The organism is Altererythrobacter sp. Z27 (assembly GCF_052683155.1).
The window spans coordinates 825900-845890 of sequence record NZ_JBQYMC010000001.1 but is presented as its reverse complement, the minus strand read 5'-3'; the positions used below and the strand labels follow the sequence as shown (position 1 = coordinate 845890).

Annotated in this window: 17 protein-coding genes; 14 read left to right on the top strand and 3 right to left on the bottom strand. The window is 63.1% G+C overall.

What is annotated here, in order from left to right; all coding sequences use genetic code 11:
- Positions 1–24: 24 nt before the first annotated feature.
- From ACUJ47_RS04170 to ACUJ47_RS04145, 6 genes are all read left to right on the top strand, one after another.
- Positions 25–1893, top strand: coding sequence for a 2-oxoacid:acceptor oxidoreductase subunit alpha (locus ACUJ47_RS04170; RefSeq protein ID WP_445537185.1), 1869 nt, complete (start codon positions 25–27; stop codon positions 1891–1893).
- Positions 1890–2906 (top strand): 2-oxoacid:ferredoxin oxidoreductase subunit beta, encoded by a 1017-nt coding sequence (locus ACUJ47_RS04165; RefSeq protein WP_445537184.1) that lies wholly within the window; start codon positions 1890–1892, stop codon positions 2904–2906. The genes ACUJ47_RS04170 and ACUJ47_RS04165 overlap by 4 nt, the downstream gene beginning before the upstream one ends.
- 23 nt (positions 2907–2929) lie before the next feature.
- Positions 2930–3880: a metal-dependent hydrolase gene (locus ACUJ47_RS04160; RefSeq protein ID WP_445537183.1), complete on the top strand. Its 951-nt coding sequence runs from the start codon at positions 2930–2932 to the stop codon at positions 3878–3880.
- 103 nt (positions 3881–3983) lie between these two features.
- Positions 3984–5372 carry a cryptochrome/photolyase family protein gene (locus ACUJ47_RS04155; RefSeq protein WP_445537182.1) on the top strand — a complete coding sequence of 463 codons (1389 nt, stop codon included), beginning with the start codon at positions 3984–3986 and terminating at the stop codon, positions 5370–5372.
- Between the two features lie 37 nt (positions 5373–5409).
- Positions 5410–6651 (top strand): class I SAM-dependent methyltransferase, encoded by a 1242-nt coding sequence (locus tag ACUJ47_RS04150; RefSeq protein ID WP_445537181.1) that lies wholly within the window; start codon positions 5410–5412, stop codon positions 6649–6651.
- Position 6652: 1 nt separating this feature from the next.
- A complete protein-coding gene (locus ACUJ47_RS04145; protein ID WP_445537180.1) occupies positions 6653–7846 on the top strand; it encodes a serine hydrolase domain-containing protein in 1194 nt (397 codons plus the stop codon).
- Between the two features lie 48 nt (positions 7847–7894).
- On the opposite strand, the gene ACUJ47_RS04140 is transcribed toward ACUJ47_RS04145, so the two are convergent.
- From ACUJ47_RS04140 to purF, 3 genes are all read right to left on the bottom strand, one after another.
- A complete protein-coding gene (locus ACUJ47_RS04140; RefSeq protein WP_354143392.1) occupies positions 7895–8242 on the bottom strand; it encodes a PilZ domain-containing protein in 348 nt (115 codons plus the stop codon).
- A 170-nt stretch (positions 8243–8412) separates the two neighbouring features.
- Positions 8413–9129, bottom strand: a complete 717-nt coding sequence (locus ACUJ47_RS04135; protein ID WP_445537179.1) for an SDR family NAD(P)-dependent oxidoreductase — start codon at positions 9127–9129, stop codon at positions 8413–8415.
- 3 nt (positions 9130–9132) lie between these two features.
- Positions 9133–10605, bottom strand: coding sequence for an amidophosphoribosyltransferase (gene purF, locus ACUJ47_RS04130; protein WP_445538854.1), 1473 nt, complete (start codon positions 10603–10605; stop codon positions 9133–9135).
- Positions 10606–10808: 203 nt separating this feature from the next.
- Here purF and ACUJ47_RS04125 point away from each other — a divergent pair, with 203 nt between their 5' ends.
- From ACUJ47_RS04125 to ACUJ47_RS04090, 8 genes are all read left to right on the top strand, one after another.
- Complete coding sequence (locus ACUJ47_RS04125) at positions 10809–12050, top strand: lipoprotein-releasing ABC transporter permease subunit (RefSeq protein ID WP_445537178.1); 1242 nt, start codon at positions 10809–10811, stop codon at positions 12048–12050.
- A complete protein-coding gene (locus ACUJ47_RS04120; protein WP_445537177.1) occupies positions 12043–12735 on the top strand; it encodes an ABC transporter ATP-binding protein in 693 nt (230 codons plus the stop codon). Before ACUJ47_RS04125 ends, ACUJ47_RS04120 begins: the two co-directional genes overlap by 8 nt.
- A gap of 83 nt (positions 12736–12818) precedes the next feature.
- Positions 12819–13058, top strand: coding sequence for a hypothetical protein (locus ACUJ47_RS04115; protein ID WP_445537176.1), 240 nt, complete (start codon positions 12819–12821; stop codon positions 13056–13058).
- A gap of 101 nt (positions 13059–13159) precedes the next feature.
- Complete coding sequence (locus ACUJ47_RS04110) at positions 13160–13693, top strand: hypothetical protein (protein ID WP_445537175.1); 534 nt, start codon at positions 13160–13162, stop codon at positions 13691–13693.
- A complete protein-coding gene (locus ACUJ47_RS04105; protein ID WP_445537174.1) occupies positions 13690–14169 on the top strand; it encodes a glutathione peroxidase in 480 nt (159 codons plus the stop codon). The genes ACUJ47_RS04110 and ACUJ47_RS04105 overlap by 4 nt, the downstream gene beginning before the upstream one ends.
- Before the next feature lie 75 nt (positions 14170–14244).
- Positions 14245–17733, top strand: coding sequence for a DNA polymerase III subunit alpha (gene dnaE, locus ACUJ47_RS04100; RefSeq protein WP_445537173.1), 3489 nt, complete (start codon positions 14245–14247; stop codon positions 17731–17733).
- Positions 17734–17843: 110 nt separating this feature from the next.
- On the top strand, positions 17844–19442 hold the full coding sequence (locus ACUJ47_RS04095; RefSeq protein ID WP_445537172.1) for a long-chain fatty acid--CoA ligase: 1599 nt from the start codon (positions 17844–17846) through the stop codon (positions 19440–19442).
- Complete coding sequence (locus tag ACUJ47_RS04090; RefSeq protein ID WP_445537171.1) at positions 19439–19990, top strand: pseudouridine synthase; 552 nt, start codon at positions 19439–19441, stop codon at positions 19988–19990. The genes ACUJ47_RS04095 and ACUJ47_RS04090 overlap by 4 nt, the downstream gene beginning before the upstream one ends.
- The last annotated feature ends 1 nt before the right edge of the window (position 19991 follow it).

Sequence of the window (19991 nt, the reverse complement as noted above, 5' to 3'; positions counted from 1 at the left end):
CAGGGCGCGCGACGAGGAATACACATGGCGACCCAGGCCGCTGATACGCCGCACGAGCCGGCACTTTCGCAGCAACCCGATGCCGTGGTGGTCCGCTTTGCGGGCGACAGCGGCGATGGCATGCAGCTGACCGGCGGGCAATTCACGCTCTCCACCGCGCTGGCGGGCAACGATCTTGCCACTTTTCCGGACTTCCCGGCGGAGATTCGCGCGCCGCAGGGCACGCTGTTCGGCGTCTCGGCGTTTCAGATCAATTTCGGCAGCCGCGAGATCAATACGGCGGGTGACGCACCCGATGTGCTGGTGGCGATGAACCCCGCCGCGCTGAAGACCAACCTTTCGGCGCTCAAGCCGGGCGGGTTGATCATCGCCGACACCGGTGAGTTCAGCAAGCGCAACCTCGACAAGGCGCATTACGATGCGAACCCGCTCGAAGACGGCAGCCTCGCCAAATACGACTTGCTGGCTTTCGACATCAGCGCGCTGACGATCGAAGCGGTCAAACCCTTCGGCCTTGGCAACAAGGATGCGCTGCGCTGCAAGAACATGTGGACGCTGGGCCTTGCGCTGTGGATGTTCGACCGTCCGCGCGAGCCGATCCATGACTGGTTGCGTGCGAAGTTCGCCAAGAAGCCCGAGCTTGCGGAAGCCAATATTGCGGCGCTCGACGCCGGACACGCCTATGGCGAAACGGCTGAGCTTTCGGGGCCGCTCAAGCAGGTGCACATGCCTGCGATGCCCGCCGAACCGGGGCTTTACCGCACCATCACCGGCGCCGAAGCGGTTTCGCTCGGGCTGGTTGCGGGTGCGCAGCTCGCCGGGTTACCGATGTTCTTCGGTGGCTACCCGATCACTCCCGCCAGCGCGATCCTGCATCACCTTGCGCGGCTCAAGCAATATGACGTCACGACCTTCCAGGCCGAGGACGAGATCGCCGCGATCTGCGCCGCGATTGGCGCGAGCTATGCCGGCAGCCTGGGCGTGACCAGCTCGTCCGGCCCCGGCATCGCGCTCAAGACCGAGGCGATGGGCCTCGCGATCATGACCGAATTGCCGCTGGTGATCGTCAATTCGCAGCGCGGTGGCCCTTCGACCGGCCTTCCGACCAAGACCGAGCAGAGCGACCTCTACCAGGCGGTCTATGGCCGCAATGGCGATGCGCCGCTGCCGGTGATCGCCGCGCGCAGCCCCGAAGACGCGTTCGAATGCGCCATCGAGGCCTGCCGCATCGCGGTGGAATACATGACTCCGGTCATGCTGCTGACCGACGGCTATATTGCCAATGCTGCGGAGCCGTGGAAAGTGCCCGATCCGGCCAGCTATGCGCCGTTCCCGGCCAAGTTCCTGACCGAGAAGAACGATGGCGACCAGCTTCTGCCATACAAGCGCGACAACAAGGGCGCGCGACCGTGGATCAAGCCCGGCACGCCGGGGCTGATGCATCGCATCGGCGGGATCGAAAAGCAGCTGAACACCGGCCATCTCGACTATTCGCCCGCCAACCACCAGGCGATGACCGATGCCCGCAAGGACAAGGTGCTGGGGGTCAGCGTGCCCGACCAGGACGTGTGCATAGGCGCGCCGGGAGGCAAGCTCGCGGTCGTCGGCTGGGGCAGCACTTTCGGCCCGATCCACCGTGCGGTGCGCGTCGCGCGCGACAAGGGGCTCGACGTCAGCCACATCCATGTGCGCCATATCTGGCCGCTGCCGGGCAACCTTGGCGAGCTGCTCAAGAGCTATGACAAGGTGCTGGTGCCCGAAATGAACACCGGCCAGTTCAAGACCGTGCTGCGCGACCAGTATTTGGTCGATGCGCAACCGATTACCAAGACGAGCGGACAGCCATTCTATGTCCACGAGCTCGAAGCTGCGATTGAGGAGGCCTTGGCATGAACGAGATGACCAAGATCGAAACCACGCTCAAGGATTGGGAAACCGACCAGGAAGTGCGCTGGTGCCCGGGTTGCGGCGACTATGCGATCCTCAAGGCGGTGCAGCGCACGCTGCCGCAGTTGGGCGCTGACCCGTCGAACACGGTCTTCATCAGCGGGATCGGCTGTTCCAGCCGCTTCCCCTATTACATGGAGACTTACGGCTTCCACACGATCCACGGCCGCGCTCCCGCGGTTGCTACGGGCGTGAAGCTTGCCAATCCCGATCTCGACATCTGGCTGGTGACCGGCGACGGCGACGGCCTTTCCATCGGCGGCAACCACATGCTGCATGTGCTTCGCCGCAATGTGAACATGCAGATCATGCTGTTCAACAATGAGATCTACGGCCTGACCAAGGGGCAATATTCGCCCACCAGCCGGATCGGCACGCGCAGCCCGTCGACCCCGATCGGCTCGGTCGACCGGCCCGCCAACCCTTGCGCCTTTGCGCTGGGCGCTGGCGCGCGCTTCGTTGGCCGCGGCTTCGACGTGTCCAAGAACCTGCCCGAAGTGCTGAAGGCCGCGCATGCGCACCAGGGCGCCGCCTTCATCGAGATTTTCCAGAACTGCATCGTCTACAACAAGGACGTGTTCAACGATTTCGCCGCGCCCAAGGGTGCGGAAGATCGCCAGCTCTGGCTCGAAAACGGGCAGCCGATGCTGTTTGCCGGTGGCACGCAGGGGATCGCGCTCGACAATGAGAACCTGTGCCTCAAGGTGGTCGACGTGGCCGACGGCGACTGGGAAGCCGCCGGAGTGATCGTGCACGACGTCACCAACCGTTCGATCGCGCACATGCTGGTCGAACTGCCGTTCGGCCCGTTCCCGATGGCGCTGGGCGTGCTCTATGACGATCCGCGCCCGACCTTCGAAAGCGGCGTGGCCGAAGAGCGCGCAAAGGCGACTGCGGGCAAGGAAGCGAACCTCGCCAAGCTGCTCGGCAGCGGGCAGACCTGGACGGTGGAGGGCTGATCCAGCGCGGTTAGTTTCGCCCGATGGACAATATCACCCATAGCCTTGTCGGCGCGCTGCTGGGGCAGGCCGGGCTGAAGAAGAAGACCGGGCTGGCCATGCCCGCGCTGATCATCGGCGCGAACCTGCCCGATGTCGATGCGGCATGCTTCTTCTGGCTGGAGGGGGTGGAGCACCTCGGTTTCCGGCGCGGGATCACGCATGGCCCGATCGCATGGTTGCTGCTGCCACTGATGCTGGCAGGGCTGTTGTGGGGTTATGATCGCTGGCAGGAGCGGCGGGGTACGCGCCCGAAGGACCGCTTGCCGGTCAATTTCAAATGGCTGTTCCTGCTGGGTTTCATCGCCACGCTCAGCCACCCGGCGCTCGACTGGCTCAATGTCTATGGTGTGCGCTTCCTCGAACCGTTTTCGAGCCAATGGTTCTATGGCGACACGCTGTTCATCATCGATGTGTGGCTGTGGGTGCTGCTGGGCTTTGCGACATGGTTCTCGCTGCGGCGCGAAAGGCAGGGCGGCGAGTGGATGCGACCGGCGCGGATCGCGATTGCAGTGGCGCTTGCGTATATCGGGATGAATTGGGCCATCACATATTACAATGAAACCGTGAGGGGCACCTCGTCAGAACCTTATCCGGTTCTGGCAATCGCCAGCCCGCCTCCCTTGGCATTCTGGGTCCGTGAGAGGATCATCGAGTCAGCGGACGGTCGCTGGTATTCCACTACATGGTCCGGTGAGGACATTGGTTACGGTTACAGGGCACCCGGTATTGTCTTGTGCGGTATGCCGGACGATGCGGGGGCACAGTCTGGAGAGGCGGCCGCATTCATGCTCTGGTCGCGCGCGCCATTTGCCGAACGCGCAACCGACGGCTCGGTCATCCTGCGCGACGCCCGCTTTTACGATCCGCGCGCGCGGGATCGTTTCGCGGTCTCATTGCCCGATGTGAAATGTGAGGAACTTCCCTCCAGGTAAATCGCTTACTGCCCAACACCGTTCGGGCTGAGCTTGTCGAAGCCCAGTCCTTCACTTCAAGAAAAGCAGCCCTTCGACAGGCTCAGGGCGAACGGAGGTAGGATTGAGTTCTCCTCAAATCGTCTGGCTGCGGCGCGATCTGCGCATGGCGGACAATCCCGCGCTTTATTACGCTGCGCAGGCTGGCCCGGTGATCGCGGTCTATGTGCTTGATGACGAGCGCCCGGGTTCACACAGATATGGCGGCGCCTCGCGCTGGTGGCTGCACCATTCGCTCGAAAGCATGGCACGCAGCCTAGAAGCGCGCGGAGGCCGCCTGATCCTGCGCCGCGGAGATGCGGTGGAGGAGCTTTGCAAGATCTCGCGAGAAACTGGCGCGGAAGCTGTCCACGCCAACCGCCATTACGAGCCATGGTGGCGCAAGGCGCAAGGTGAGCTGAAGGAACGTCTCGACCTCAGGCTCTACGATTCCAATTACCTGCTGCCGCCCGGCGCGGTGACGACCGGATCGGGCGGGCCGTACAAGATCTACACGCCCTTCTCGAAAGCGACACTCGAGCAGCTTCCGCCGCGCGCCGCGTTGTCCGAGCCCGAGGCGCTGGCTCCGCCGGAAAGCTGGCCCGCCAGCGAAGATTTGGCGGACTGGCAACTGCTCCCAACAAAGCCCGATTGGGCGGGCGGCATGCGCGAATTCTGGCAAGTGGGTGAAGCCGCCGCGCATGAGCGGCTCGAATGGTGGGAAGACCATGTCGACGACTATGGTGAGGCGCGCAACCTCCCGAGCGTCGACAAGACCAGCCAGCTTTCGCCGTACATGCACTTCGGGCAGATTAGCCCGGTCCAGATCTGGCATGCACTCAAGCACAAGCGTTCAACCGGTTGGCGTACATTCGAGAAGGAACTGATCTGGCGCGATTACGCGCAGAACGCGATTTGCCAGTTCCCGCGCTATGCGCTCGAAAATTACCGCGAGGAGTTCGACCGGATCGAATGGCGCGATCCCGAAACCGACGAGAGCGCCGCGCGCGACCTGAAGGCGTGGCAACAGGGGCGCACCGGTTATCCCATCGTCGATGCCGGAATGCGGCAGCTGTGGCAGACCGGCTGGATGCACAACCGCGTGCGGATGATCGCCGCCAGCTTCCTGATCAAGCATTTGCTGATCGACTGGCGCGTGGGTGAGAGGTGGTTCTGGGACACGCTGGTCGATGCCGATTATGCGAGCAACGCCACCAATTGGCAGTGGGTCGCGGGCACAGGTGTCGATTCGAACATGTTCGTGCGGATCATGGCGCCCCTAAGCCAGAGCGAGAAGTTTGACGCAGCGGGCTATATCAGAACCTACGTGCCCGAACTGGCCGATCTGGACGAGCCCTTTGTCCACGATCCGCCCGATCATTTGCGCGGGCAATATCCCGAGAAGATCGTTGGCCACAGGGAAGGCCGCGAGCGCGCACTGGCTGCGTACAAGGCGTTGAAGAACAGCGGCTGACCTTGTTCCCCTTGCATGACAGCGCCATATAGCCTGCATGAAAGTAGAGGGGATCAAACGCGGAGAAAGATTGCTGAGCGGCGGGGCGCGTTTTGCTCGCCGCCCGGGGATGATTGCGCGCTTCCTCGCCCCCGGTTTCGGCAAGATTCTCGACCGAATCGATGCGGGAATGGCGCGCGGTTCGCTGCTCGGCCATTTGCCCGACGGATCGACACGGCTGCTCGGAGGCCGCGCCCCCGGCTTCGAGGCCGAAGTCACTCTCAATGACTGGCGTGCGCTGGTGCGGCTGGCAACGAGCGGCTCGATCGGCTGGTACCAGGCATGGGACGCAGGCGAATGGGAAAGCCCTGAGCCTGTGCAGCTGTTCGCGCTTTTCACCGACAATTCGTCGGAATTGGGCAATGTCGGCCGGGCGAGGGGCGCCTTCAGGCTCGCCGCGCGGCTGGCGCATCGGCTCAACCGCAACAGCCGCGAGGGCGCGCGGCGCAACATCCACGCGCATTACGACCTGGGCAATGATTTCTACGCGCAATGGCTCGATCCGAGCATGACCTATTCCTCCGCGCGTTTCGCGGGGGCCAGTGACCTTGCCGCGGCGCAGCGGGCCAAGTGGGAAGCGCTTTCGCAGCGGATCGGGGATGCGCATGACGTGCTTGAGATCGGCTGTGGCTGGGGCTCGTTGGCGGATTTCCTGCAGCGACAGGGGCGGCAAGTAACAGGCATCAGCCTGTCCGATGCGCAGCTGGATTGGGCGCGCGAACACCAGCAGGAAGGAATCGAATTCCTCAAGCAGGATTATCGCGACACTTCGGGCCAGTATGACGCGATCGTCAGCGTCGAGATGGTCGAGGCGCTGGGCCGCGAATACTGGCCGACCTTCATGGATTGCATCGCGCGCAATTTGAAGCCGGGGGGGCGTGCAGCGATCCAGTATATCTCGCTGCAGGACGATCTGTTCGAGGCCTATGCTGCCAGCGCGGACTTCATCCAGGCCTATGTCTTTCCGGGCGGCCTGCTGATCCGTAACAGCGAATTCCGCCGCCTGGCCGAAGAGCGCGGGCTGGAATGGCGCGAACAAGAGGATTTCGGGTTCGACTATGCCGAAACGCTGCGATTGTGGCGCGAGCGCTTCGATGCAGCGGTGAGCGAAGGTCGGTTGCCTGCCGGTTTCGATGATCGCTTCATCGGCCTGTGGCGCTATTACCTGATGTATTGCGAAGGCGGGTTCCGCGGCGGATTGATCGATGTTCACCAGGTCACGCTGGTCAAGGGAGAATAGGATGCGAATGATACTGGGCGGCGCAGCGATGGCGCTGGCGCTTGCGCTTGCGGGCTTTACCACCGCCTATGCGGAGACGACCGCTCCGGCGGCGCATTCTGCGCACCCCGTCACCATGGTGACCCCACCCGAACATGATCCTGCCGAACTGGAAGTGCTGTTCTGGAACGACGCCCAGCGTTCGGAGCGCTTCCGCAACATGGAGGCATGGTTCGCAGGGCACGAAGTCGCGGCTGCAGCAGAGCCGCGTTTGCTGGGCGAAGGCGCTCCGCTCGATCCGGTGCTCGCGAACGAGATCCGCGCAGCGATGGAAGCGTCCAATGCGGCGGGCGTGATGGTGCTGCAGGACGGCAAGAAGCGCTTCGAGGCCTATGGGCTCGGTTTTGGGCCGGATCAGCGCTGGACCAGCTTCTCGGTCGCCAAGAGCTTCACTTCTACCCTGCTTGGTGCGGCGGTGGCCGACGGCTTCGTAAACAGCCTCGACGATCCCGTGACCCGCTATATCCCGAAGCTGGAGGGTTCGGCTTATGACGGGGTTACGGTCGAGCAACTCGCCACCATGACTTCGGGCGTGAAGTGGAACGAGGATTATACCGATCCCGACAGCGACGTGGCGCAGATGAACCGTTTCGTGGTCGAATACGGGCCCGAAGCAATCGTGGAGCAGATGCGCGCGCTTTCGCGCGAAGCTCAGGCGGGTGAAAAATGGGTCTACAAGACCGGCGAAACCAATCTGATCGGCGTGCTGGTCGAAAATGCGGTGGGCCTGTCGCTGGCCGAATACGCCAAGGAAAAGATCGTCGACCCCGCCGGCTTCGAGGGTGGCCTGTTCTGGATGGTCGACCCGCGCGGCGGGAATATCGGCGGCTGCTGCCTCTCGCTGCGGCTCGCCGACTATGCACGCATGGGGCAATTCGCGATGGAAGGCGGCAATGGCACTGTGCCGGATGGCTGGTTTGGCGAGGCGGGCGATTCCAAGGTCGACTTTGGCGATACCGGCTTCGGCTATGGCTACCAGTGGTGGACCTATCCCGGCGCGAATTACGGTGCGCAGGGCATCTTCGGCCAGTCGATCACCATCATGCCCGCTGAGCGGCTGGTGATTGCCGTGGTGAGCAACTGGCCCACTGCCACCAGCCGTGACAACCGCGCGCTGTGGCTCGGCGTGGCACAAAAAATCGCCGCAGCCGACTAGGAGGGAGGTGGTCGGCGGCGGCGATTCTCGGGGACTACGGACAGGTGCTCAACAGGAGCTGCGGTAGATCCCGGTGTTGCTGTAGCGTTGCAGGATGTTGTCATGCACGATCGGGCTGAGCAGCTCGGTGAAGGCGCAGCCGACAATGCAATTGTCCCACCACACCACCTGCGCCTGGAGCGATTCGAGGCCGGGCAGGGTAAGCCAGCAGAGTTGCCCGTCATGCATGCGGTTGATCGATGCGGCCGAGAAGCCGGAGATCGACAGGTCGTGCACCACGCTCTGGAAGGCGCGGCCGCCCGAAGCCCGCAGCGTCGCCGGAATGGTGAGCTTGGTGCGGGGCGCGCAGCGATCCTCCTGCGCGGCTAGTTGGTATCGATCATGCGTGGTCTGCATCGCGAAAATTCCTCAATCAGCGTATCTCGCCAGACGCCGTGGCGCGCCTCTCGATCGACCCTTTGGGGCGCACTCTTGGCGTCAGGCTTCACGCACGTTGACTGATCGCGGTTACCAACTGGTTCCGCGGGATGGTTAGCGCATGCTTAACTTTAAGGAATTCAGCTATTTCAGCCGTCTACGCGTTCGCGATGCCCGGTCGGGAAGTCGCTTTGCAGCAATGACATCAAGCGGTCTGCAACCTCTTCCGGCGGCTTGACTGTGGCGGGATCCTCGCCCGGATAGGCCTTGGCCCGCATCTCGGTGCGGGTGGCGCCGGGATCGACGATTGCAACGCGAATATTGCTAATTTTTTCAATTTCCTGAGCGTAACAGCTCAGAATGTTGTCGAAGGCGGCCTTGGTCGAACCATAGGCGCTCCAATAGGCGCGCGGACCGGCCCCGACGCTGCTGGTGAGGCCGATCACGCGCGCGGCATCGGCGCGCTTGAGCATCGGATCGAATACCGAAAGCAGCGCCTGAGTCGCGACGACGTTGAGATTGAGCGCGCGGTTGAACTGCGGCGCTTCGATCTGCGTTACCGGCGTAAGCGTCGGCAGATATGCTGCCGAAAGCACGAGGTAATCGAGCTTGTCCCAGCGCCCGGCGATGGCGTTGGCCAGCCGCGCAATCGAGTCGGGTTCGGTCAGGTCGAGCGGAGCGATCGTGGAACTGCCGCCAGCGGCATGAATGGCGTCTTCGACGTCTTCGAGCGCTTTGACGTCACGACCGACCAGCACCACATGTGCGCCAGCCGCACCCAGCGCCTTGGCGGTCGCAGCGCCGATGCCCTTGCTTGCACCGGTGACGAGCGCCAGCCGCCCTGAAAAAGGTGTGCTTGTCGCCATGATTCAGGCTGCCTTGTGATCGGGGAATGAAAGCTGTGCCGCTTCGCCCTTGCTCGCGGCAAGGTCGGTCAGCGAAGTGGGGTAATCGCCCGTGAAGCAGGCGTCGCAGAATTGCGGCTTGGCATTGTCGCGCCGTGCCGCACCGACCGCGCGGTAAAGACCGTCGATCGATACGAAAGCAAGGCTGTCGGCCTTGATGAATTCGCGCATCGCTTCGATGTCCATCCGCGCGGCAAGCAGCTTGCTGCGCTCGGGCGTGTCGACGCCGTAGAAGCAGCTGTGCGCTGTGGGCGGGCTGGCCACGCGGAAATGCACTTCGCTGGCGCCCGCATCGCGCATCATTTCGACGATCTTGAGCGATGTGGTGCCGCGCACGATCGAATCGTCGATCAGCACGATCCTTTTGCCCTGGACGAGGCCGCGATTGGCGTTGTGCTTGCGTTTCACGCCCGAATTGCGCGCGCCGTCCGAAGGCTGGATGAAAGTGCGCCCGACATAGTGCGAACGGATAATACCGAGTTCGAAGGGCACGCCCGATTGCTGGGCATAGCCGATTGCGGCGGGCACGCCGCTGTCGGGCACCGGCACCACCAGATCGGCGTCGACCGGGTTCTCGATGGCGAGCTGCTGGCCGATCGCCTTGCGCGCTTCATAGACCGTATGGCCGGCGAACATCGAATCGGGCCGGCTGAAATAGACGTGCTCGAAGATGCAGGGGCGCGGGTTGTGCCGACCAAAGGGGTGGAGCGATTGCACTTCACCCGAAAAATCGACGCGGATCAGTTCGCCCGGTTCGACTTCGCGAGTGAATTCTGCACCGACGACGTCGAAAGCGACCGTTTCGCTGGCGAACACCACGGCGTCGCCCATGCGGCCCATCACTAGCGGGCGAATGCCCAGCGGGTCGCGGCAGGCGATCATGCCTTCGGGCGTCATCACGATCAGCGAGTATGCGCCTTCGACCAGCCGCAGCGCATCGACCAGCCGGTCGATCATGGTGGGATAGCGACTGGTGGCGACGAGGTGGATGATCACCTCCGTGTCCGAAGTCGACTGGAAGATCGCCCCGCGGCGCACCAGATCGCTGCGCAGCGCCTGTGCGTTCGAGATATTGCCGTTATGCGCCACTGCGAAGCCGCCGCTGGCAAGATCGGCATAGAGCGGCTGCACATTGCGCAGGCCCGCACCGCCGGTAGTCGAATAGCGCACATGGCCTGCTGCCATCGTTCCCGGCAATTCGGCGATCACTTCGGGTGAGGAGAAATTCTCCGCCACATGGCCAAGCCCGCGACGGGAGAAGAATTCGACCCCGTCATAGCTGGTGATGCCGGCGGCTTCCTGACCGCGGTGCTGGAGCGCGTGGAGGCCCAGCGCGGTGAGCGCGGTTGCATCGGTCGCGTTGATCGCGCCGAAAACGCCGCATTCCTCGCGCAGCTTGTCGCCATCCGCATCAAGGAATGGGTTGGTCCAGTTCATAGAGCTGGTCATCTGTGCGCCTGCCTGCTGCCGCGTGCCGTGTCCGTGGCGGGTCAATGGCGATGTTACGGCCCGATTACAAGGGCGCTCCTGCGCCTGACACACGCTTTTCATAGGGAAAGTGGCTGCGCGGTCCATTGCGCGGCGCTCGCCATCGCCCTACATCCTCGGTTCATCGCCGCTGCCACAAAGACTTACGCATCGTGATCCTGTCTCCCTTCGAACGGATGATTGCCATACGCTACCTCCTGCCGGGCAAGGGGGAGGCCTTCATTGCGCTGGTCGCGGGGATCAGCGTTGGCGTGGTCATGCTCAGCGTCGCCATGCTGGTAGTGGTGATGAGCGTAATGAACGGATTCCGCGCAGAATTGCTCGACAAGATCGTGGGGCTCAACGGGCACGCGATCGTCCAGGCCTATGGCGGGCGGCTCGACAATTGGGAGGAAGTGCTCGCCGAAGTGCGCCAGACGCCGGGCGTGGTCGAGGCCTCGCCGCTGATCGAGCAGCCGCTGTTGGTGACGTTCAACGGGCGCGTAGAAGGCATTTTCGTGCGCGGACAGACGCAGGACGACCTCGCCGGGCTGGCCGATCGCGTGCTGCTGGGCAACATCTCGGAGTTACGGCCCGACGCAGGCAATGTGGCGATCGGCTCGCGTTTGGCGCAGAACATCGGTGCGCGGGTGGGTGACACCATCACCATCATCAATCCGCAAGGCCGCGCGACGCCGTTCGGCACGTCGATGCGGCAAGTGGGCTATCGCGTCGCGGCGATCTTCGAAGTCGGGATCTACGATTATGACGAGAAATTCGTGATGATGCCGATGGCCGATGCGCAAACGTTGCTGCTGATGGGCGATTCGGTAGGCATGATCGAAGTTAAGGTGACCGATCCCGACAAGGTGGGTGAAATCCTTGCACCGGTGCAGGAAAAGGTGGCCGGGCGTGCAGTGATTGCCGATTGGAAGACCATGAACGCAACGCTGTTCGAAGCCTTGCAGGTGGAACGCGTTGCGATGTTTTTCGCATTGAGTTTCATGGTGTTGGTTGCGGCTTTCAATATCCTTTCGAGCCTTGTGATGCTGGTTCGCGCAAAGACCCGCGACATTGCGATCATGCGCACCATGGGCGCCACGCGGCGCAGCCTGATGAAGATCTTCGTCACCACCGGGTTCACCGTGGGCGCGATTGGCACGGTTGCAGGGCTCGGCTTCGGATTCCTGGTGCTCATTTTCCGCCAGCAGATTGTGCGCTTCATCGAAATCGTGACGGGCCAGAACCTGTGGGATCCATCGATCCGCTTCCTCTCGACGCTGCCTTCGCGCACCGATCCGATCGAAGTGGTGGGCATCGTGCTGCTGGCGCTCACGCTGAGCTTCCTTGCGACGCTCTATCCCGCGCTGAAGGCGGCAAGTACCGATCCGGTGGAGGTGCTGCGCTATGAATGAGCAGCAGGCCACGGCCCGCCCGGTGGTGCGCCTGCGCGGGCTCAAGCGCAGCTTCCGGCAGGGCGACACAGTGATCGAAGTGTTGCGCGGGGTCGATCTCGACATCATGCCGGGAGAGATCGTGGCGCTGCTTGGGCCTTCGGGCACCGGCAAGTCGACCATGCTGCAGGCGGTGGGTCTGCTCGAGGGCGGTTTCGAAGGATCGATCATGATCGCGGGCGAGGAAGCGAGTTCGCTCCCGACCGACGAGCGCACGCGCCTGCGCCGCGACCATCTCGGCTTCGTCTACCAGTTCCACCACTTGCTGCCCGATTTCAACGCGCGCGAAAACGTCGTGATGCCGCAAATGATCGCGGGCGTAGACCGCGAGGCGGCGGACGCACGCGCCGAGCAATTGCTAACGGCGCTTGGGCTGGGTCACCGGATGGAGCACCGCCCGAGCCAGCTTTCAGGCGGCGAGCAGCAGCGCGTGGCGGTGGCCCGTGCGCTCGCCAATCGCCCGATGCTGGTGCTGGCCGACGAGCCGACCGGCAATCTCGACGAGCACACGTCGGATCGGGTGCTGGCGCAGTTCCTCGCGCTGGTGCGCGGAGAAGGCAGTGCAGCGCTGGTCGCAACGCATAACGAGCGGCTTGCGGCCCGAATGGACCGCGTCGTGCGGTTGCACGAAGGTGTACTCGAATAGGGCATAGCCCGATTAGTCCTTCAAGCAGGGCAGCTTTCTGGCTAGGGTCGAGTGGCAGAAGCAATTGGGAACAGGAGCCTTATATGGGTGGAACTGTCGATTGGGACGCTTACAGCTCGCTCCATCGCGCGGATGACGGTGGCGGATTGCTCGATGCCGCCAAGATCCTGCGCCAGGGCACATTGGCCGAACTCGTCCGCTATGTGATGTTGCTTCCGGAAGACAAGCGCATGGAATATGCGATCCAGAAGGCCGGTGGGCGTCGCCTGGACTATGCCGATATCGCTGCATTGGCCGCGCGCGAGGGCTTCCCCCGCAGCTGAACGCCTCCGTCGAGCGCGCAATGGCGCTCGTCTATACTGGCTTGCGCCCACCGGTGACCTTCTGGCCCATTGGTTCCCGAGTTCGGGACAGGGGGGCAAAAATGTTCAGTATCATCGCGTCGATATTCCTGATGCAGGCTAGCGCCACGCCGGCGCAATCACCCGTTCTGCCGCCGCCGCCGGGCTGCAATAGCGCAGAATTCGCGGCATTCGATTTCTGGCTGGGTGAGTGGGACGTTTATCCCATCGGCCGGGAAAACCTCGTCGCGCACAGCCGGATAGAGAAGCTCTATCTCGGCTGCGCGGTAAGAGAGAACTGGATGCCGCTCAACGGGCCGGGCGGTGGCAGCCTTAACGGATATGACCCGCAGACCGGCCTCTGGCGGCAGTTCTGGATCGGCGCTGCGCCCGGGCCGGTGGAATTCATCGGCGGTCCGGCAGGAGGCGGCATGGCGATGACCGGCTATTGGCAGGGCTTCGGGCCGAACGGCGAGGATGCGATGGTACGCCAGACCTTCACGCCGATTGACGGCGAAACGGTGCGGCAGCATGGTGAGGCTTCGTTCGACCATGGACTGACCTGGTCGACGCGCTATGACCTGACCTATCGCCGCCGCAAGGAGCCGCTCGAATGACCACGATCGCCGATTTCACCGTCACGACCAATCGCGGCGAGCAGCTCGACCTCAAGGACAAGCTCGGCAAAGTGCTGCTGGTGGTGAACACCGCCAGCAAATGCGGCTTCACCCCGCAGTATGACGGGCTCGAGAAGATCTTCCAGCAATACAGGGATCGCGGCTTTGAAGTGCTGGGCTTTCCCTGCAATCAGTTCGGCGCGCAGGAGCCCGGCAATGCCGACGAAATCCAGGAATTCTGCAAGATCAATTTCGGCGTCACCTTCCCGCTGATGCAGAAAATCGACGTCAACGGGCCCGACGCGTCACCGCTCTATGACTGGATGAAGGGCGAGGCGAAAGGGCTGATGGGTTCCACTTCGGTCAAATGGAACTTCACCAAATTCCTGATCGACCGCGATGGCAAGGTGGTGCGTCGCTATGCCCCGACCGACAAGCCTGAACGGATCGCAAAGGACATCGAGAAGCTGCTGTAACGCAGCTTGTCCACTTGTGGAGAATTAGCGCGCGTGGGCGCTTCCGAATCGCGCGCCAAATCCTAAAGTAGCGGCATGGCCTACGCCCCCTTCGTCCCGCTGCGCGTGCAATCATCCTATTCGATGCTCGAAGGGGCGATCGATCCCAAGGCGATCGCCAAACTGGCAAAGGAGCGCGGCTTCCCGGCAATCGCGATCTGCGACCGCAACGGGCTGTATGGCGCGGTCGCCTTTGCCAGCGCTTGCATGGCGGAAGGCGTGCAGCCGATCATCGGCGCATTGCTGGGCGTGGCGCGCGATGAAGAGGGCAAGCAGGTAGATTATCTGCCGCTCTATGCGCAGGACGAGGCCGGATACGACAATCTCTGCCACCTTGTTTCCAAGGCGCATCTCGACCGGCCTCTGGAGTTCGAGCCGCATGTCCGGCTTGAAGACCTTGAAGGGCACACCGAAGGCCTGATTGCGCTCAGCGGCGCAGGCGAGGGTGCGCTCACCCGTTTGCTCGCCGAGGGGCAGCAGAGCCATGCCGAGGCGCTGTGCGATAGACTACAGGCGCTGTTCCTCGGGCGGTTCTATATCGAGCTGGCGCGGCACGGCGATCCGGCCTGCCAGGCCGCCGAAGAGGCGCTGATCGACCTGGCCTATGCGCGCAGCCTTCCGCTGGTGGCGACAAACCCCGCGCAATATGCCGAGCCGCATTTCCACAAGGCGCATGACGCGATGCTGTGCATCGCCAATTCGACCCATGTCGATGCCGAAGACCGGCTGCACACCAATCGCAACGCTTGGGTCAAATCGGCCCCGATGATGCATGAGCTGTTCGGCGACCTGCCTGAAGCGACTGCCAACAGCCTCGTGATTGCGCAGCGCTGCGCCGCGATAGCGCCCGATCGCAAGCCAATCCTGCCCAGCCTTGCGGGCGACCTCGAAGGCGAAGCGCGGATGCTGGCCGAGGATGCGCGCAAGGGGCTGGAGGCACGGCTTGAGCCCTATGGCGAACTCGCGCCGGAAGAGCGGCAGGCCTATTTCGACCGCCTCGATTATGAAGTCGACGTGATCGTGAAGATGGGCTTCCCGGGTTACTTCCTGATCGTTGCCGATTTCATCAAATGGGCCAAGGACAATGGCATTCCGGTGGGGCCGGGGCGCGGTTCGGGCGCAGGCTCGCTGGTTGCCTGGGCGCTGACCATCACCGATCTCGATCCGATCCGGCTGGGCCTGCTGTTCGAACGTTTCCTCAATCCCGAACGCGTGTCGATGCCGGACTTCGATATCGACTTTTGCGAAACGCGGCGCGGCGAAGTGATCCGCTATGTCCAGCAGAAGTACGGGCACGATCACGTCGCGCAGATCATTACTTTCGGCAAGATGAAGGCGCGCGCAGTGCTGCGCGATTGCGGGCGCATCCTGCAGATGAGCTATGGCCATGTCGACCGGCTCTGCAAGATGGTGCCCAACCACCCGACCGATCCCTGGACCTTGCCGCGCGCACTCAATGGCGCGGCGGATTTCCGGCGGGAGTATGAGAACGACAATGAAGTGAAGCAGCTGGTCGACCTTGCGCTGCAGTTGGAGGGCCTGCCGCGCAACAGCTCGACCCATGCCGCGGGCGTGGTGATCGGCGACCGGCCGCTGGCGCAGCTTGTGCCGCTCTATCGCGATCCGCGCTCGGACATGCCGGTGACGCAGTTCGACATGAAATATGTCGAAAGCTCGGGGCTGGTGAAATTCGACTTCCTCGGCCTCAAGACGCTGTCGGTGCTACGCAAGGCGGTGGATTTGCTGGCGGGGCGCGGGATCGAAATTGACCTCGGCGCGCTCGAGTGGGACGATCCGGCGGTCTATGACCTGCTCCAGTCGGGCAATACGGTGGGCGTGTTCCAGCTCGAATCCGAAGGGATGCGGCGAACGCTGGCGGCTGTGAAGCCCACCAATTTCGGTGACATTATCGCGCTCGTTTCGCTCTATCGCCCCGGCCCGATGGACAACATCCCGCTGTTCGGAAAGCGCAAGAATGGCGAAGCCTCGATCGAATATCCGCATCCCAAGCTCGAAGGCATCCTCGCCGAAACCTACGGCATCTTCGTCTACCAGGAACAGGTGATGCAGGCCGCGCAGATCCTCGCGGGCTATTCGCTCGGCGACGCCGACCTGCTGCGCCGCGCCATGGGCAAGAAGAACCAGGCCGAAATGGATGCCCAGCGGGCGCGCTTCATCGACGGGTGTAAGGAAATTTCGGGCATCGAACGCAGCCAGGCGAACGAATTGTTCGACTTGATCGACAAGTTCGCCGGTTATGGCTTCAACAAGTCGCACGCCGCAGCCTATGCGCTGCTCGCCTACCAGACGGCGTGGCTGAAGGCGCATTATCCCGAAGAATTCTACGCCGCTTCGATGTGCTTCGACATGCACCAATCGGAAAAGCTGGCCGTGTTCGTTGACGATGCGCGCCGCTATCCGGGCGCCGATGGCGGGATCGAGATATTGCCGCCCTGTATCAACCATTCCGAAGCGCGCTTCACCGTCGAGCAGACCGACCACGGCTATGCCGTGCGCTATGCGCTGGCGGGCATCCGCAATGTCGGCGACAAGGCGATGGAAGCGATCATCGCCGAACGCGAGGCTTCCGGCCCGTTTACCAGCCTCAAGGATTTGTTCGAGCGGATACCCAAGGGTGCGATGAATTCGCGCCAGCTGGAAGGGCTCGCGGCGGCTGGCGCACTCGATTGCCTCGATGACAACCGGGCGAAGCTGTTCGCCAATGCCGACATACTGCTGGCGGTGGCCGATGCGGCCGAGCGCGAACGTGCCAGCGGGCAAGCGGCGCTGTTCGGCGGGGAAGCCGCAGCGGATGACAGCCTGCGCCTGCCTGAAACCCCGCGCTGGTCGCGCATCGAGCAGATGGCGAAAGAGCGCGAGAATTTCGGCTTCTATTTCTCCGCCCATCCGGTGCAGCAGCACTGGCATGTCGCTTCGGCCAATGGCGCGCGCTCCTACCAGAGCATCATGGCAGCAGGTGCACCTTCGGGCGGCCGCGCACCGGCTGTGATGGCCGCCATGGTCGAAGGCTTCAGCAAGGGGCGCACCAAGCGCGGTGCGGAATTCATCCGCGGCGACTTCTCCGATGCCTCCGGCCAGTTCTCGGCGGCATGTTTCGAGGAAAGCCTCGTCCCGCAATTCGAACGCTGGGCCGCAGAAGGCACCTGCATCTTGCTGCAGGTGGAACTCGACTCACCCAACCCGAGCGAGCCCCCGCGCATTACCGTGCGTGGCGCGCGCCCGCTGGCCGAGGTGAAAGGTTCGATCCGCATGTGGATGTCGCTCGACCTGCTCAGCCGTGAGGCGCTGGCCGATTTGCACCTCGAGCTTGCGCCCGGCGACGAAGGTCAGGGCGAAGTGGTCGCGCGCGTGCTCGTGGGGCCGGGCGAGTTTGCGCAAGTGCGATTGGGTCGCGATTTCATGCTCGACGGCGAATTGGCCGAACGGCTGGCCGCGATCGAAGGGATCGAGAACGTCCAGCTCCAGCCGGTGCGTGTGAAGCCGAATCTGCGGCTGGTAGCCTGACGGCAGTTTAGGCGGCCTCACCGAGGTCCTAGCACTTGCTGGCAATTGCCAATCGCGCCACGCCTCGGCATGAGAGGCCAAACGTCATTGAATACAAGGAGAGGAAGCCGATGTTGGGGGCAATGCAGGACTGGACCATGCGGGTAACCGCGGTGATCGATCACGCTGCACGCGAAGCGAGCCAGCGCGAGATTGTGACCCGCTGGGCCGACGGCAGCCAGACCCGCACCAATTGGGCCGGGATTCGCGCCGATGCGCTGAAGATGGCACAGGCGCTGCAGGCAATGGGGGTCAAGAAGGGCGATCGCGTCGCCAGCCTCGCGATGAACCATTCGCGCCATTTGGTGAGCTGGTATGGCGTCGCCGGGATGGGCGGGGTGCTGCATACTGTGAACCCGCGCCTGTTCGACGACCAGCTTGAATACATCGTCAACCACGCCGAGGATAAGGTGCTGTGCTATGACGCGGCATTCCAGCCGATCGTCGACCGGATGAAGGACCGCTGGACCACTGTCGAGCATTACGTCTGCTACGATTCGGGCGAGCACTCGATTGCCTTCGAAGACTGGATCGGCGCACAGGACGGCGATTTCGAATGGGTCATCGGCGACGAGCGCGATCCGTGTATGCTCTGTTACACTTCGGGCACCACCGGCAATCCCAAGGGCGTGCAGTATGAGCACCGTTCGACCTTGCTGCACGCAATGGCCGGGCTGCAGACTGCCGCTTTCAATTTCAGCAGCTCTTCGGTGATGTTGCCGGTTGTTCCCATGTTCCACGCCGCCAGCTGGGGCCTGCCCTATTCGGGCGCGATGGCGGGGATCAAGTTCGTGTTCAGCGCGGTCAACGATCCGGCGGTGCTGCACAAGCTGATGATGGACGAAGGCGTGACCGATTCCGCCGGCGTGCCCACGGTCTGGCTCGCGCATTTCCAATATTGCGACAAGGAAGGGATCGACCTTCCGCCGCTCAAGGCAGCGACGATCGGCGGCTCGGCCTGTCCGCGCTTCATGATCGAACGGCTGATGAAAAACGGCACCCGCGTCCAGCATGCCTGGGGCATGACCGAGACCAGCCCGATCGGCACCGTTGGCGGGCCAAGCTGGGATTGGGACCAGCTCAGCTTCGAGGAAAAGGTTGACCGCACCGCGATGCAGGGCCGCCCGATCTTCGGCGTGCAGCTGCGCACCGTCAACTTGGACGACATGATCACCGAGCTTCCGCGCGACGGGAAGAGCAGCGGCGCGCTGCAGATCCGTGGCCCCTGGATCATCCGGCGTTACTTCAAGGCCGAGCAGGACGCGATCAACAACGAAGGCTGGTTCGACACGGGTGACGTGGGCATCATCCACCCGGATGGCACGTTACAGCTGACCGACCGCACCAAGGACGTGATCAAGTCCGGCGGCGAATGGATCAGCTCGGTCGAGCTCGAGAATGCCGCTGTCGGTCACCCCGCCGTGGCGGAAGCGGCATGCGTCGGCATCTACCACCCCAAGTGGGACGAACGCCCGGTTCTGTTCGTGGTGAAGAAGGAGGGGGCCGATTGCTCCGGCGATGACATCATCGAGCACCTTCGTCCGCTGATCGCGAAATGGTGGCTGCCCGATGCGGTCGAATTCGTCGATGATATCCCGCACACCGCCACCGGCAAGATCAGCAAGAAGGACCTGCGCGACCGGTTCAAGGACTATAGACTGGAGGCGTGAGCCGGCTGGTCCTCCTCAACAAGCCCTACGGGGTCTTGTCGCAATTCACTGGGGGGAGAGGTGGCGACGCGCGCGACACTCTTGCGCACCTGATCGGCCTGCCCGGCGTTTATCCGGCAGGGCGGCTCGACAAGGACAGCGAAGGTCTGTTGCTGCTGACCGATGACGGGAAACTGCAGGCGCGGATTGCCGAGCCGCGCCACAAGATGCCCAAGACCTATCTCGCGCAGGTAGAGGGCATACCCGAAGAGTCAGCGCTTGCCCGCTTGCGCACCGGCGTGATGCTTAATGACGGGATGACCCGCTCGGCCAAGGTGGAGGCGATCGTGGCGCCCAGCCTATGGGAGCGCGATCCACCGATCCGCTTCCGCAAGAATGTGCCCGACAGCTGGATATCGCTGACCATCACCGAAGGGCGCAATCGCCAGGTGCGGCGCATGACCGCTGCGGTAGGCCACCCGACCTTGCGGCTGGTGCGTTGGCAGGTCGGCGACTGGACCATCGAAGGGCTTGGCCCGGGCGAATGGCGTGAGATACAAGTCCGCTAGC

What these genes read in the sequence shown, in the direction of transcription:
- ACUJ47_RS04165 (WP_445537184.1), top strand. Translation starts at nt 1,890, where the DNA reads ATGAACGAGATGACCAAGATCGAAACCACGCTCAAGGATTGGGAAACC.
- ACUJ47_RS04115 (WP_445537176.1), top strand. Translation starts at nt 12,819, where the DNA reads ATGGGTGGAACTGTCGATTGGGACGCTTACAGCTCGCTCCATCGCGCG.
- ACUJ47_RS04145 (WP_445537180.1), top strand. Translation starts at nt 6,653, where the DNA reads ATGCGAATGATACTGGGCGGCGCAGCGATGGCGCTGGCGCTTGCGCTT.
- dnaE (WP_445537173.1), top strand. Translation starts at nt 14,245, where the DNA reads ATGGCCTACGCCCCCTTCGTCCCGCTGCGCGTGCAATCATCCTATTCG.
- purF (WP_445538854.1), bottom strand. Translation starts at nt 10,605, where the DNA reads ATGAACTGGACCAACCCATTCCTTGATGCGGATGGCGACAAGCTGCGC.
- ACUJ47_RS04150 (WP_445537181.1), top strand. Translation starts at nt 5,410, where the DNA reads ATGAAAGTAGAGGGGATCAAACGCGGAGAAAGATTGCTGAGCGGCGGG.
- ACUJ47_RS04120 (WP_445537177.1), top strand. Translation starts at nt 12,043, where the DNA reads ATGAATGAGCAGCAGGCCACGGCCCGCCCGGTGGTGCGCCTGCGCGGG.
- ACUJ47_RS04095 (WP_445537172.1), top strand. Translation starts at nt 17,844, where the DNA reads ATGTTGGGGGCAATGCAGGACTGGACCATGCGGGTAACCGCGGTGATC.
- ACUJ47_RS04160 (WP_445537183.1), top strand. Translation starts at nt 2,930, where the DNA reads ATGGACAATATCACCCATAGCCTTGTCGGCGCGCTGCTGGGGCAGGCC.
- ACUJ47_RS04110 (WP_445537175.1), top strand. Translation starts at nt 13,160, where the DNA reads ATGTTCAGTATCATCGCGTCGATATTCCTGATGCAGGCTAGCGCCACG.
- ACUJ47_RS04170 (WP_445537185.1), top strand. Translation starts at nt 25, where the DNA reads ATGGCGACCCAGGCCGCTGATACGCCGCACGAGCCGGCACTTTCGCAG.
- ACUJ47_RS04140 (WP_354143392.1), bottom strand. Translation starts at nt 8,242, where the DNA reads ATGCAGACCACGCATGATCGATACCAACTAGCCGCGCAGGAGGATCGC.
- ACUJ47_RS04105 (WP_445537174.1), top strand. Translation starts at nt 13,690, where the DNA reads ATGACCACGATCGCCGATTTCACCGTCACGACCAATCGCGGCGAGCAG.
- ACUJ47_RS04135 (WP_445537179.1), bottom strand. Translation starts at nt 9,129, where the DNA reads ATGGCGACAAGCACACCTTTTTCAGGGCGGCTGGCGCTCGTCACCGGT.